Genomic DNA, 13432 nt, shown 5'->3' on the forward strand with positions numbered 1-13432 from the left:
AACCCTGTTTATTTTGGCAGTAGTTTAACAGCCACCAGCGGATCAGCAACCACTAACTTTGCAGAGGTGGCGCCCCGCCGTACAGCGGAGCGCGCGGGCCTTAGTGGCCGGGGAAATTCACCAGGCTGAAGCACTCGACGCCCATGGCGGTCAGGCGCGCTTCGCCGGTCAGGTCAAACAGATTAATCACGAATGCGGCGTCTTTCACTTCACCACCGGCGCGGCGGATCAGTTTGACCGTTGCTTCCAGCGTGCCGCCGGTTGCCAGCAGATCGTCCACCACCAGCACCACATCGCCTGGCTTGATGGCATCTTTGTGCAGTTCCAGTGCATCGGTGCCGTATTCGAGCTCATAGCTTTCGCTGAAGGTTTCACGCGGCAGTTTACCTGGCTTACGCACCGGCACAAAACCCACGCCCAAACCCAGCGCCACCGGCGCGCCAAACAGGAAGCCACGCGCTTCCGTTCCCACCACCTTGGTGATGCCTTTGTTACGATAACGCTCAACCAGAATGGCGATCGACGCGGCATACGCCTGCGGATCTTCCATCAGACTGGTTACGTCACGGAACAGAATGCCCGGCTTCGGATAGTCAGGAATGCTTTTAATGCTGTTTTTGATGAGTTCAAGCTGCTGCGCAGTTGCGGTCATAAATGTTACGCCTGGAGAAAATATCTAATACGCGCAGCTTCTCTAGCGCCAAACCCCGGAAACCGGGTTAAGCGAAGTCGTTTATAAGGGAAGCCACGCACGAAGATGCCCAAATCTATGCAAATACCCGGCTAAATGCAACCCTCACGCTACTGTTGTGGCGGGCTGGCATCCTCGGCAACAACCGGAATGCGCCACATGAAAAGCAGCAGCATGCACAGCATCGCGCCTAACAGAATGCGTACCCACAGCAGGTTCACCAGATAAATCGAGATCGAAAAGGTAATCACAATCAGCAACATGGCGCGAATCTTGGCACCAGGCGGCATGGCACGATGCTGCTGCCAGTGACGAATGTAGCGGCCAAACGGCGATTTCCACAGCAGCCAATGGTGGAAACGCGGCGACGAGCGGGCAAAACACCAGGCCGCCAGCAACACAAATGGCGTCGTAGGTAATAAAGGTAATACAATGCCCAGCGTACCTAGCACAATCGCCAGCCAGCCAAGGCTCAGTAGTAAAATGCGCTGCATGCCTGATGCCTGAATGAGTCAAAACAGCGTTACGTTAACACAGTCGGAAACAGAGTGATGCCCCAAGCGCCCGCACAGCAGCGTCTCCACGCCATGTTAGATCTACTGCGCCAGCAGATTGCACAGCAGCCGGATGGTGCCTGTCGTCAGCCGCGCTTTGACTCTCAACTGTTTCGCACCAGCAGCACGCGTCTGGCGGATTATCTGCGCGAACTGGAAGGCAATATTACGCAGTTAACCGCAGCCGATACCGATGTGGCGCGTCGTCAATGGCTGGCGGAGAAAGTGTTGGATCAGATTGCCGCCTTGCAGCGCGAATGCCACAGCCAACAGCTGCGGGTGAAGCGCGAGCGGCCACGCGTCGATGCACGCCAGACCAAACGTGAAGAGTATCAAGGCTACGAAAAGCGCTTACTGGCGATGATTCAACAGCGCGAGCAGCATCTGGCGCGCGCCGAAACCCTTAGCGTTCAGCAACAATTGATTCGTGAAGTCGATCAGCTGCAGGAGCGTCTGGCACGCTGCCGCGCCGCCATCTACAAACTGGAGTTGCCGTCTATGCCACGCTAAACGCGGCGCTTTTTCCTCTATACTCAGTGCGGTGAGAAAAAGGAGAAAAATCATGACGCTGGTTTTTTGGATTGTAATTGGTTTAGCGGCAGGCTGGCTTAAGCGGGTGATTTTTCCCGGTCGTCCGGGAGGATTTGTGCCGACGCTGGTGCTGGCGGTCATTGGCGCGCTGATTGGCGGCTATATCGCCACCTACTTCACCACCGGCGATCTGGCCGCCTTGCATCCAGCCGGTTTCGCCAGCGCACTGCTGGGTGCACTGTTAATGCTGCTGGTCGCGGCGAAATTACGTATTTAGGAGAAACAATGTCACTGGACAGCGCACCCGACGAAATCAAGCTTGCCGTCGATCTGATTCAACTGCTTGAAGAGAATAATGTTCCCACCCCCACCGTGCTGGCCGCGCTGGCAATTGTTCAGCGGGATTATCAACAAAAGAAAGCGGCGGAAGATGCTGCTTAACGTGGCCCGGTGGTAAGTGTTGGACTGAGGCGCAACATATCCAAAAATGCATCCACCAGTTGCGGCGCATCGGCAGCCAAATCATAAGCCTGCGGATTGAATAACCAGTTTTCCATCATGCCGTTGATGTAGCCACACATCAAACGTGCAGACTGGCGCGTGTTGATGTTGTTGGGCAGCTGACCGACCTCAATACACTCTTTCAACACCACTTCAATGCGGTCGTAACACTCCAGCAGTAAGCTTTGGCGCATATCCTGTAACGTCGACATTTCGCCAACAAACTCACACTTATGGAAGATAATCTCCATTAATGCGCGTCTTTGTGGATCCTTTGCTGTGGCGTCAAGGATATAGATCAACATTGAACGTACAACAGAAAGTGGATCACCCGGGTATTTTGTCTGATACTCAAGTTCCACATCGTCCAGCCCAGCGTCACAACGTAGCCAGATTTCATGTAAGAGATCGGCTTTGTTTTTGAAATGCCAGTAGATAGCCCCGCGCGTGACGCCGGCCGCTGTTGCGATATCCGCCAGAGACGTGGCGGCCACACCATGTTCGGAAAAGTGTGCTAATGCGGCGTCAAGAATTTGATGCCGTGTTTCAAGAGCTTGCGCTTTGGTTTTTCGTGCCATGCTGGGCTTTTTTTACAAACTTGTAAGTTTACATACATTTGTGAATGTATGTACCATAGCACGACCCGTGTTTTAACGCAGCAATGGGTTTATCGGTTTGTGATCCATTGATCATTTGATATCGGACACTAGAGGTTTATTTATGAATAAAAACAGAGGATTAGCGCCTCTGGCGGCCGTCCTGATGCTTTCAGGCAGCTTTTTGTTAACAGGATGTGATGATAATAAATCCCAGCAAGCCGCCCAGCAGCAGCCCCCAGAAGTGGGTGTTGTGACGTTAAAAAACGAACCATTGCAAATTACTACTGAGCTGCCGGGCCGTACCTCGGCTTTCCGCGTTGCGGAAGTTCGCCCTCAGGTGTCAGGTATTATTCTCAAACGTAATTTTGTTGAAGGTAGTGATGTAAAAGCCGGCCAGTCGCTGTATCAGATCGATCCCGCCACCTATCAGGCGGCCTACGACAGCGCTAAAGCGGATTTAGCCCAGGCGGAAGCCAATGCTCGCGTCGCGCAGTTAACCATCACGCGCTACAAGCCGCTGCTGGGTACCAAGTACATCAGTCAGCAGGACTATGACACCGCCGCAGGCACAGCAGCCCAAACGGCTGCAGCCGCACAGGCTGCGCGTGCCAACGTTGAAACCGCACGCATCAATCTGGCATATACCAAAGTGACCTCGCCAATCAGCGGTCGCATCGGTAAATCGTCAGTGACCGAAGGTGCGCTGGTTTCAAATGGGCAGACTACCGCGCTGGCGACCGTGCAACAGCTCGATCCTATGTACGTCGACGTGACCCAATCCAGTGATGAATTCCTGCGTTTGCGCGCAGAACTGGAATCCGGTCAGCTGAAACAGAACGACGGTAAGGCCAACGTCACCCTGCTGATGCAAAACGGTAACGCATACCCGCAAACAGGCACATTGGAATTCTCTGATGTGAGCGTGGATGAAACCACCGGTTCAATCACGCTGCGCGCCATCTTCCCGAATCCGGACAATCGCCTGCTGCCAGGAATGTTTGTTCGCGCACGTCTGGATGAAGGCACCAATCCAACCGCATTGCTGGTACCGCAACAGGGCGTAACACGTACCCCAACCGGTCAGGCAACGGCGATGGTAGTGGGCGCGGATAATAAAGTGGAATCTCGTAATATCACCGCTAATCAGGCATTTGGTGACAAATGGCTGGTAACGGAAGGTCTTAAAGCAGGCGATCGGGTGATCACCACCGGTATCCAGCGTGCCAAACCGGGTGCGCAGGTGACGCCACAAGAAGTCTCCGATGATGCCAAAGCTGCACCAGAATCACCGTCTGCTAAATCATCGTCATAACAGGAGCCACTGATACATGGCTAAGTTCTTTATTGATCGCCCCATTTTTGCGTGGGTGCTCGCCATCATCATCATGTTGGTTGGTGTGCTATCGATTATCAGCCTGCCGATTGAGCAATATCCCAATGTTGCGCCGCCGGCAGTTGAAATCCAGGCGACCTATCCGGGTGCTGATGCGAAAACGCTGCAAGATTCGGTGACGCAGGTCATCGAGCAAAACATGAACGGTATCGATGGCCTGATGTATATGTCATCGAGCAGTGATTCGTCGGGCACATTGACGCTGACGCTGACCTTCCAATCCGGTACTGACGCAGATATCGCGCAGGTTCAGGTGCAGAACAAACTGCAGCTGGCTACGCCGTTACTGCCACAAGAAGTGCAGCAACAGGGGATTCAGGTTAAGAAATCCTCCAGCAGCTTCCTGATGGTGGCAGGTTTCGTCAGCGATAACGACAACATGACGCAGAACGATATTTCTGACTATGTTGCTTCGAACATCAAAGATCCGGTCAGCCGTATGCCGGGGGTAGGTGATACGCAGGTGTTTGGTGCGCAGTATGCGATGCGTATCTGGCTGGACCCACACAAGCTGAATAACTACTCACTGACGCCAGTGGATGTCATCAGCGCATTGAAAGTCCAGAACACCCAAATCGCCGCCGGTCAGTTGGGCGGTACGCCACCTGTGCCGGGTCAACAGCTTAATGCCTCGATCATTGCGCAAACCCGTCTGACTTCAACAGATGAGTTCGGCAAGATCTTGCTGAAAGTGAATCAGGATGGTTCTCAGGTGCGCCTGCGTGACGTGGCGAAGATTGAACTCGGTGGTGAAAACTACGAGATCATCGCGCGTTATAATGGCAAACCGGCTTCCGGTATCGGTATTAAGCTGGCAACCGGCGCTAATGCGCTGGACACCGCCGATGCGGTTAAAGCTGAACTGGCGAAACTGCAGCCGTTCTTCCCGGCAGGCATGAAAACGGTTTATCCGTACGACACCACGCCGTTCGTGAAAATTTCGATTTTCGAAGTGGTCAAAACGCTGTTTGAAGCGATCGTGCTGGTGTTCCTGGTGATGTATCTGTTCCTGCAGAACTTCCGTGCGACCTTGATTCCAACCATCGCCGTACCGGTAGTCTTGCTGGGTACTTTCGCCGTCATCAGCGCCTTTGGTTACTCGATAAACACCCTAACGATGTTCGGGATGGTGCTTGCCATCGGCCTGTTAGTGGATGACGCCATCGTGGTGGTCGAGAACGTTGAACGTGTTATGGCTGAAGAGGGTTTACCGCCGAAAGAAGCCACCAAACGTTCGATGGAGCAGATTCAGGGCGCGTTGGTCGGTATCGCACTGGTGCTGTCTGCGGTATTTATTCCGATGGCATTCTTCGGCGGTTCAACCGGCGTCATCTATCGCCAGTTCTCGATCACCATCGTTTCGGCGATGGCGCTGTCGGTGCTGGTGGCGTTGATTCTGACTCCAGCGCTTTGTGCCACCTTGCTGAAGCCGGTGGAAAAAGGCACCCATGGTAAAACTACCGGCTTCTTTGGTTGGTTTAACCGCGTGTTCGATAAGAGCACCAACCACTATGTTGATAGTGTGGGCCACATCGTGCGCAGCACCGGTCGTTACCTGCTGATTTACCTGGTAATCGTCGTCGGCATGGCTTACCTGTTCATAAAACTGCCTACCTCATTCCTGCCGGAAGAGGATCAGGGGCTGTTACTGGCTCAGGCGCAGTTGCCAGCCGGTGCAACCCAGGAACGTACCCAGAAAGTACTGGATCAGGTTACTGACTACTTCCTGAATAAAGAGAAAGACAGCGTGAATTCGGTGTTTACCGTTAACGGCTTCGGCTTTGCCGGTCGTGGACAGAACACCGGTATCGCGTTCGTCAGCCTCAAGCCGTGGGATGAGCGTGGCGATGCCAGCCTGAAAGTGCCTGCGATTGCCGGTCGTGCCATGCAGGCGCTCGGTCAAATCAAAGATGCGATGGTGTTCCCGTTCAACCTGCCAGCGATTATCGAACTGGGTAACGCCACTGGCTTCGACTTCATGCTGACCGATCAGGGCAACCTGGGTCACGAGAAGCTGACCGCCGCGCGTAACCAGCTGTTTGGCATGATTGCCCAGCATCCGGATACGCTGGTGGGCGTGCGTCCAAACGGTATGGAAGATACGCCGCAGTACAAACTGATTATCGATCAGGAAAAAGCACAGGCGCTGGGTGTGTCGCTGTCAGACATCAACACCACGCTGGGCGCCGCATGGGGCGGTTCTTACGTCAACGACTTCATCGACCGCGGTCGTGTGAAGAAAGTGTACGTAATGGGCCAGGCCGATTCACGTATGTTGCCGGACGATATCAGTAAGTGGTTCGTGCGCAACAGCGGCGGCACCATGGTTCCGTTCTCCGCCTTCTCTTCGGCGAAGTGGCAGTACGGCTCGCCACGTCTGGAGCGTTACAACGGCTTGCCATCAATGGAGATTCTCGGCCAGGCTGCACCAGGCAAGAGCTCCGGTGATGCCATGAACCTGATGGAACAGTTGGCAGGAAAACTGCCTGCGGGTATCGGTTACGACTGGACCGGCATGTCCTATCAGGAACGCTTGTCAGGTAACCAGGCACCGGCGCTGTATGCTATCTCGCTGATTGTGGTGTTCCTGTGTCTGGCCGCGCTGTATGAGAGCTGGTCGATTCCGTTCTCGGTGATGTTGGTGGTACCGCTGGGTGTTGTCGGCGCACTGATCTTCACCACGGCGCGTGGCTTGAGTAACGACGTCTACTTTGTGGTGGGCTTGTTGACCACCATAGGATTGTCGGCGAAGAACGCCATCCTGATCGTCGAATTCGCCAAGGATTTGATGGAGAAGGAAGGCAAAGGGCTGGTTGAGTCAACGCTGGAAGCATCCCGTATGCGTCTGCGTCCGATTCTGATGACCTCGCTCGCCTTTATCCTCGGCGTAATGCCGCTGGCGATCAGCACCGGTGCTGGCTCTGGCGCGCAGAACGCGGTAGGTACCGGCGTAATGGGCGGGATGGTAACAGCGACCGCGCTGGCTATCTTCTTCGTTCCGGTGTTCTTCGTGGTGGTACGTCGCCGCTTCAGTAAGAACAAAGGTGACCTCGAACAAGGTCATCCGGTAGAGCACAAACACTAAGTTCTACCCTTCCTTAAAAGGCCGCTGATGCGGCCTTTTTTATTGCTGCTTCTCTGCCCTGCCAAAAGCCCTGCGTTTTCCACGGTTGCAATCAGCCACTCTCGGGTTCATAATATTGTTATATTATAACATTACATAGCGAGGTTACTATGAAACCGAATATCCATCCCCTTTATCGCCCAGTGGTGTTCCACGACACCTCGGCCAACGAATACTTCAAAGTCGGCTCCACTATCAAAACCGAGCGCACCATTGAGTTTGAAGGTGAAGTGCTGCCGTACGTCACGCTGGATGTCTCGTCAAAATCCCACGTGTTCTATACCGGCAAACAGAAAGATTTCGCCAAAGAAGGCAGCACCGCGCGCTTCAACCAGCGTTTTGGCAGCTTCCTGTCGCGCAACAAGTAACGCTGGAGAGAAGAGATGCAGGTATTGAGTTCATTGCGCTCTGCAAAGACGCGCCATAAAGATTGCAAAGTCGTGCGTCGTAAAGGTCGCATTTATGTGATTTGCAAAACCAACCCGCGCTTTAAGGCGGTTCAGGGAAGAAAGAAAAAAAGGTAGGAAAGTGTCGTGATAATTGGCCGGGATGCTCCCCGGCCTTTTTTTTACTTCATGCTATGCAGAATGGCGTCAACATTGTGTTTGAACGCGGCCACATAGGTCGCTGCCGGGCCATTCGCTTCCGACAACGCTTCAGGATAGAGTTCACCGCCCGGCTGTGCGCCGGTTTCGCTGGCAATCTGTTTTACCAGACGCGGATCGGTTTGATTCTCCATGAAGTAAGTTTTGATGTGCTCGGCCTTCAGCTGTTTGATGATCGACGCCACATCGCTGGCGCTGGCTTCCGCTTCAGTAGAGAAGCCCACCGGCGCAAGGAAACTGACGCCATAACGTTGGCCAAAGTAGCCAAAGGCATCGTGGCTGGTCAGCACCTTACGCTTGTTCTTCGGCACTTCAGCAAAGGCGGTTTTCGCCCAGCTATCTAGCTTTTGCAACTGCTGAATGTAACTTTCACCGCTTTTACGAATATCCGCCGCATCTTCAGGATCGGCTTTGATCAGCGCATTCATCACATTGGTGGCGTAGATCACACCGTTTTGCATGCTGTTCCACGCATGCGGATCGGTGACGCTTTTACCGTCCTCTTCCATCTTGCGCGTGTTAACACCGTTCGAGGCCACTACGATGGTGCCTTTGTAACCTGACGCGCTGATCAGGCGATCCATCCAACCTTCCATGCCCAAACCGCTGACAAACACCACATCCGCTTTCGACAGCGCCTGGCTATCCTGCGGTGTCGGTTCGAAGGTGTGCGGATCGCCGTTCGGGCCGACCAGCGATTTCACGTTGACGTGATCGCCACCAACCTGTTTAACGATATCCGCCAGCACGGTAAAACTCGCCACAACATCAACGCTTTTCGCCAGCGACAGTGGGCTAATCAGCATGGCACCAATCGCCAGACTCAGCGGTAACTTTTTCATTCATATCCCCTTATTGGTTTCGTTATCGACGGCGCAACAGGCCGCCACATGGTCCTGTCAAAACAGAAAGCAGAAACAGCACCGCAGCACTCAGCACCACCGCAGGTCCAGCCGGCAGCGAGAAATGCCACGAAAGAATCAGACCGATAAACGCAGAGACGATCGCCAGCAGCATGGCGATGCCAAGCATGCAAGCCAGGTGGCGACTCCAGAAGCGTGCGCTGGTGGCCGGCAGCATCATCAATCCCACCGACATCAGCGTGCCCAGCACCTGAAAGCCCGCCACCAGATTGAGCACCACCAGCATCAGGAACAGACCGTGCACCAGCGGTGCGCTCCATTTGCCCTGTGCGCGCAGGAAATCGGGATCGAAGGCATCGATCACCAATGGACGGAAGATCACCGCCAGCAGCAGCAAGGTCGTAGCGGCAATGCCGCCAACCAGCAGAATTGCCGCGTTATCCACCGCCAGCAGCGATCCAAATAACACGTGCAGCAGATCAACGCTGGAACCACGCAGTGACACCAGCGTGACGCCGAGTGCGAGAGATCCGAGGTAGAAGCCCGAAAAACTGGCATCCTCTTTGAGGTGCGTGTAACGGCTGACCGCCCCCGAGAGCAGCGCCACTGCCAAACCGGCAATCAGGCCGCCAATGCCCATCGCCACCAGCGATAATCCCGACACCAGATAACCTATCGCCGCGCCGGGTAATACTGCATGTGATAACGCATCGCCGACCAGACTCATGCGGCGCAGCGAAAGGAAGACGCCCAGCGGCGTGGCGCTAATCGCTAATGCCACGCATGCCACCAACGCACGGCGCATGAAACCAAATTCGATAAAGGGTTGAAGTAATGTCACGACGCTACCCTACGCAACGTTGGCGTTTGTGCGGAATCAGCGTCATCGAGCGATAACACATCCTGAAAATAGCGCGCCACCAGCGGACGATCGTGCAGCACCACTAATAATGTGGTGCCCGCCTGCTGCTGCTGTTCAAGGATCGACATCAGCAAGGTGACGGTTTGGCTATCAATGCCGTTGAAGGGTTCATCCAGCAGCCAGAGTTGGCTGCGCTGCAGCATTAAGCGCGCGAACAATATGCGCTGTAGTTGTCCGCCGGATAAAGTGGCTGGCTGCGCATCGGCAAACTCACGCATTTGCACCGCATCCAGCGCGGCATCAATTTCCAGACGCAAGGCGCGATTAATGCCACCAAACCAGCCGCAGCGTGGCCAACAGCCCATCGCCACCAGTTCATAAGCAGTAAGAGGAAAGCGGGTTTCGAGTTCACTGCGTTGTGGTAACCAGCCCAGTGCTTTACGTGGGATCTGCAATTCGCAGCTGCCGTAAATCGGCGGCAGTAAGCCGGCAATGGTTTTCAATAAGGTCGATTTGCCGGTGCCGTTAGCGCCAATCAGCGCCGTCATGCTGCCCTTTGCCAGCTCACCATTAACTACAGGCGTCACCGCACGGCCTTGATAACCTGCTTGTAAGCGGTTGAAATGCATCATTTCTGCATTCCCCACCATAAGGCTATTGCCAGAAAGGCAATCAGCATCAGCGCAACCAGCAAACGGCCGCCAAGGGAAAGAAGTAAACCGCTGTGATTCATACTCAACAACCAAAAATGTTATAACATAACAATTATCCTACCCGAATTTTCCTCTATTGCGCCCGAGTTAAAGTGTTTCAAAAGTTGATCGCTCAAGACGATTACCGCTGTAATTCGCCGTTTCGCCATGATTGAGTTATGAAACCCATCACAACGATTACTCTTTCTGTTTATTAGCGACTTGCAATGTCACCCAATAAGCTCAATGATAGAAACATCATTCTTTTACTGGATACAAAATGCCGTCTATTATTCATTGTGATATTGCTGTGGATGAGGACGATTGCGAAAAGTTGCTAAGAATTATCCAGGGGAATATTCTCAAAATAGCCGATGCATTAGCCGGTGATTTACAGTGGTATTCTCAAAACGCGCAATTAGTTCCCGAGAGCTTCCAGATTATTTCTATTCAACCAACCAACAACAATCGATTTAAAATGCTTTACGATTTCAGCTGGAATTTATTTAATCCTTGCCTGGATTTAAATGAAACGTTTAAGCGTCGTGAAGAAGTGTTGTTTCAGGTAACGCCCGGCGCGCTGGTGTTTGAAGTGATTGACAATGAGCGCCCCTCTCCTGCCGACGAATTGTAATATTTGGTAATTGAGGTGAGCAAAGCTAATGATTGTGGATTACATTTAAGGAGTCGCTGAATTCAATTTTATTCGAGATCGCTTCCTGGTAGCTTTTCCTAATCTCGCCGCGCTGCGGTAACTGTGCTAGCTATGGAGGGGAAAAAGATGGACGAATACTCACCGAAACGGCATGATATTGCCCAGCTTAAATACCTGTGTGAGAACTTGTTCGACGAAAGTATGGCGACATTGACTGATAGCCATCATGGTTGGGTTAATGATCCTACTTCGGAAAGCAATTTACAGCTCAACGATTTGATTGAGCATATCGCTTCTTTCACGATGAATTACAAAATTAAGCACGTTGAAGATGAAGCCCTGATTACGCAAATCGATGAATATCTTGACGATACCTTTATGCTGTTCAGCAGCTATGGAATCAATACTCAGGATCTACAACGGTGGCAGCGTTCAGCAAAACGTTTATTTAATCTGTTTGCCGAAGAGTGTGCTTATCTCCAACAACCTAGCCATTCCTTTTAGCACCAGACTGAGACCGGTTTATTTATGAGCAACCAAGCCTTAACGAAAACAGATTATTTGATGCGACTGCGCCGCTGTCGCTCAATCGATACCCTTGAACGGGTTATCGAAAAAAACAAGTATGAATTACCTGATAATGAACTCGCGGTATTCTATTCGGCAGCCGATCATCGTCTGGCTGAACTGACCATGAATAAGCTTTACGATAAAGTACCGGTTTCTGTCTGGAAGTTCGTCCGCTAAGTTTTTCCCCTAACAGCCGCTCTGCACCATCATCGTATTAATCAAGGATTGAATCACAGGCAAAGGATTGCCAGATTTCTCTGTGCGTAAAATTCTGTGGAGTATTAGGCGGGTACAAAATGGTGGGGGCCCTGCCAGCTACATCCCGGCACACGCGTCGCCTGCTGCGGCTGCTTCCTTCCGGATCTGACCGAGTTCACAAGTTAGCATTGCGGGAGAACCAACAGGGCCCCCATTGACAAGCCCTCATTTCGAGAGCGCAGGCATTATCAAGTATGCCCCTGGCAATTGCAAGCGCAGGCCCGACAACCGTTGGTTTCTTGCACAAGCACACAGCAATGCGCTGATGTCTACCCTTCTGCATGCTAAAGTTTGCCCTTTCCTGATGAAAATAGGTGCGCATATGAGCGACCAAAACAATTTCTCTGAGCGCGTGTGGCAAATCATTGCAGCCATTCCGCCAGGAAAGGTTACCACTTACGGTGATGTTGCCCAGTTGGCCGGATCGCCACGCGCGGCACGTCAGGTGGGTGGCGTATTACGTCGTTTGCCGGAAGGCAGTAAGTTACCTTGGTTTCGCGTTATCAATCGTCACGGCAGGATTTCGCTGCAGGGCGACGATCTGTTTCGTCAGCGTGATGCGCTGGAAGCGGAAGGCATTGAGGTGAGCGATGCTGGGGAGATTGAGCTGGAAAAGTATCGTTGGGAAATTTAGCGGTGCGATATGTCGCGCCCAAGCCCGCTGCCGTTCCGTAAAGCCGCTGTCTCGTCCCTGATCGCTCGGCACACGCCATCCATGGCGTGTGACGCTTTACTCCACGGCAGCGGGCCTGTGCGCTTAGCCTATGCCGTTTGGTAGATTACAAACTCGTCGGTGCCGGCACCGAGGACGATGGCGTCACCTGCGTAGGTGAAGTCGATGGCACTGTTGTTGCGGCACCCGGCTGGGTTTGCATCGCGACGTTAGTTACCGGCACCAACAGCAGTTCGGCTTTTGTTCCGCCCTGATTAATCACCGGTTTCACCGTATCGGTGATAAACGCCAGCTTGCCATCAATTGAAATCGCCGCACTTAATAGAATGCGCGCGTTCGGCTGGATGTCAGCCGGATTGAACGGCAGAACAAACTGGAACGGTGACTGTTTCCCTTCCGTACGCACTACGCGCTGCGACAACACTTTCGAAGGCGCATCGGCCAGCGATGCATCAGACAGCGTTACGGTTAGCACGGAATCCGGTGGCAGCGCGATGCGCTGGCGGATATACACCGAACCACTGACATTCGGCTGCGCAATGGCGGCCTGCTGCCCCGCTACCGCTGAGCCGAGTGTAGGTGTGGCCACCGGCTTGCTGTGGTCCGCACAACCGGTAATCGCCGCTGCAAGGGTCATACCGCTAATAACTTGCCAGATTTTCATCGATGTCGTCTCCTTATGAACACTATGATTGTCGGCGGTAAATTGATTGCTTAGCTTTTCAGCCGCCGAATGACCTTAATTCTGGCACAAATATCGGCATTGCGCCTAAACCTTCCGCCAGCCCACTGAAATCGCGGCAAAATCATTGACGGAAACTGGTCGGATCTTTCACACTGACGCGATTAGTCACGCTGAGG

The 13432-nt window shown here is 53.1% G+C and carries 18 protein-coding genes and 1 other RNA gene; 11 read left to right on the plus strand and 8 right to left on the minus strand.

All coding sequences use genetic code 11. The features are described 5' to 3' along the window. Positions 1-100: 100 nt before the first annotated feature. Both apt and FHW71_RS09880 read right to left on the minus strand, forming a co-directional pair. Positions 101-652, minus strand: a complete 552-nt coding sequence (gene apt, locus FHW71_RS09875; RefSeq protein ID WP_008103878.1) for an adenine phosphoribosyltransferase — start codon at positions 650-652, stop codon at positions 101-103. 149 nt (positions 653-801) lie between these two features. Further along, positions 802-1185 carry a DUF454 family protein gene (locus tag FHW71_RS09880; RefSeq protein ID WP_008103880.1) on the minus strand — a complete coding sequence of 128 codons (384 nt, stop codon included), beginning with the start codon at positions 1183-1185 and terminating at the stop codon, positions 802-804. A 57-nt stretch (positions 1186-1242) separates the two neighbouring features. Between FHW71_RS09880 and FHW71_RS09885 the strand changes: the two genes are divergently transcribed. From FHW71_RS09885 to rsmS, 3 genes are read left to right on the plus strand one after another with little or no spacing between them, the layout of a single operon-like run. Continuing rightward, positions 1243-1755, plus strand: a complete 513-nt coding sequence (locus FHW71_RS09885; RefSeq protein WP_179451698.1) for a primosomal replication protein — start codon at positions 1243-1245, stop codon at positions 1753-1755. 52 nt (positions 1756-1807) lie between these two features. Next, complete coding sequence (locus FHW71_RS09890; protein WP_008103884.1) at positions 1808-2053, plus strand: membrane protein; 246 nt, start codon at positions 1808-1810, stop codon at positions 2051-2053. An 8-nt stretch (positions 2054-2061) separates the two neighbouring features. Beyond that, on the plus strand, positions 2062-2217 hold the full coding sequence (gene rsmS, locus FHW71_RS09895; RefSeq protein WP_179451699.1) for a pleiotropic regulatory protein RsmS: 156 nt from the start codon (positions 2062-2064) through the stop codon (positions 2215-2217). On the opposite strand, the gene acrR is transcribed toward rsmS, so the two are convergent. Continuing rightward, positions 2214-2855, minus strand: a complete 642-nt coding sequence (gene acrR / locus FHW71_RS09900; protein WP_008103887.1) for a multidrug efflux transporter transcriptional repressor AcrR — start codon at positions 2853-2855, stop codon at positions 2214-2216. The genes rsmS and acrR overlap by 4 nt on opposite strands. Before the next feature lie 142 nt (positions 2856-2997). On the opposite strand from acrR, the gene FHW71_RS09905 reads away from it, so the two are divergent. The 4 genes from FHW71_RS09905 to ykgO all read left to right on the plus strand — a co-directional run bounded on the left by FHW71_RS09905 (position 2998) and on the right by ykgO (position 7917). After that, on the plus strand, positions 2998-4188 hold the full coding sequence (locus tag FHW71_RS09905) for an efflux RND transporter periplasmic adaptor subunit (RefSeq protein ID WP_008103889.1): 1191 nt from the start codon (positions 2998-3000) through the stop codon (positions 4186-4188). Positions 4189-4204: 16 nt separating this feature from the next. Beyond that, positions 4205-7354 (plus strand): multidrug efflux RND transporter permease subunit AcrB, encoded by a 3150-nt coding sequence (locus FHW71_RS09910; RefSeq protein ID WP_008103890.1) that lies wholly within the window; start codon positions 4205-4207, stop codon positions 7352-7354. Positions 7355-7503: 149 nt separating this feature from the next. Then, positions 7504-7761, plus strand: coding sequence for a type B 50S ribosomal protein L31 (locus tag FHW71_RS09915; RefSeq protein ID WP_008103892.1), 258 nt, complete (start codon positions 7504-7506; stop codon positions 7759-7761). Positions 7762-7776: 15 nt separating this feature from the next. After that, positions 7777-7917, plus strand: a complete 141-nt coding sequence (ykgO, locus tag FHW71_RS09920; RefSeq protein ID WP_008103894.1) for a type B 50S ribosomal protein L36 — start codon at positions 7777-7779, stop codon at positions 7915-7917. Positions 7918-7961: 44 nt separating this feature from the next. Here the strand turns inward: ykgO and FHW71_RS09925 are convergent, their stop codons facing one another. The 3 genes from FHW71_RS09925 to FHW71_RS09935 are packed head-to-tail and all read right to left on the minus strand — an operon-like array spanning position 7962 to position 10355. Then, on the minus strand, positions 7962-8840 hold the full coding sequence (locus tag FHW71_RS09925) for a metal ABC transporter substrate-binding protein (RefSeq protein WP_008103895.1): 879 nt from the start codon (positions 8838-8840) through the stop codon (positions 7962-7964). A 22-nt stretch (positions 8841-8862) separates the two neighbouring features. Continuing rightward, a complete protein-coding gene (locus tag FHW71_RS09930) occupies positions 8863-9702 on the minus strand; it encodes a metal ABC transporter permease (RefSeq protein WP_179451700.1) in 840 nt (279 codons plus the stop codon). Next, entirely contained in the window at positions 9699-10355 is a 657-nt protein-coding gene (locus tag FHW71_RS09935; RefSeq protein WP_061717586.1) for an ATP-binding cassette domain-containing protein, read from the minus strand. The genes FHW71_RS09930 and FHW71_RS09935 overlap by 4 nt, the downstream gene beginning before the upstream one ends. Positions 10356-10695: 340 nt before the next feature. Between FHW71_RS09935 and FHW71_RS09940 the strand changes: the two genes are divergently transcribed. The 3 genes from FHW71_RS09940 to FHW71_RS09950 all read left to right on the plus strand — a co-directional run bounded on the left by FHW71_RS09940 (position 10696) and on the right by FHW71_RS09950 (position 11817). Then, the gene (locus tag FHW71_RS09940; RefSeq protein ID WP_179451701.1) at positions 10696-11049 is read left to right on the plus strand and encodes a hypothetical protein; all 354 of its coding nucleotides are present in this window, start codon (positions 10696-10698) and stop codon (positions 11047-11049) included. A gap of 147 nt (positions 11050-11196) precedes the next feature. Beyond that, positions 11197-11574, plus strand: a complete 378-nt coding sequence (gene tomB, locus FHW71_RS09945) for an Hha toxicity modulator TomB (RefSeq protein ID WP_007886936.1) — start codon at positions 11197-11199, stop codon at positions 11572-11574. Positions 11575-11598: 24 nt separating this feature from the next. Then, the gene (locus FHW71_RS09950) at positions 11599-11817 is read left to right on the plus strand and encodes an HHA domain-containing protein (RefSeq protein ID WP_007886938.1); all 219 of its coding nucleotides are present in this window, start codon (positions 11599-11601) and stop codon (positions 11815-11817) included. 129 nt (positions 11818-11946) lie between these two features. Here FHW71_RS09950 and ffs read toward each other — a convergent pair. Next, an RNA gene (ffs, locus tag FHW71_RS09955) (signal recognition particle sRNA small type) lies at positions 11947-12043 on the minus strand. Positions 12044-12220: 177 nt separating this feature from the next. Here ffs and FHW71_RS09960 point away from each other — a divergent pair. Further along, positions 12221-12532: an MGMT family protein gene (locus FHW71_RS09960; protein WP_008103902.1), complete on the plus strand. Its 312-nt coding sequence runs from the start codon at positions 12221-12223 to the stop codon at positions 12530-12532. A 145-nt stretch (positions 12533-12677) separates the two neighbouring features. On the opposite strand, the gene FHW71_RS09965 is transcribed toward FHW71_RS09960, so the two are convergent. Next, positions 12678-13235, minus strand: a complete 558-nt coding sequence (locus FHW71_RS09965; RefSeq protein ID WP_008103903.1) for a YbaY family lipoprotein — start codon at positions 13233-13235, stop codon at positions 12678-12680. Positions 13236-13432 lie beyond the last annotated feature (197 nt).

It is taken from the genome of Enterobacter sp. Sphag1F (assembly GCF_014193275.1).
Classification (GTDB): Bacteria; Pseudomonadota; Gammaproteobacteria; order Enterobacterales; family Enterobacteriaceae; genus Pantoea; species Pantoea symbiotica.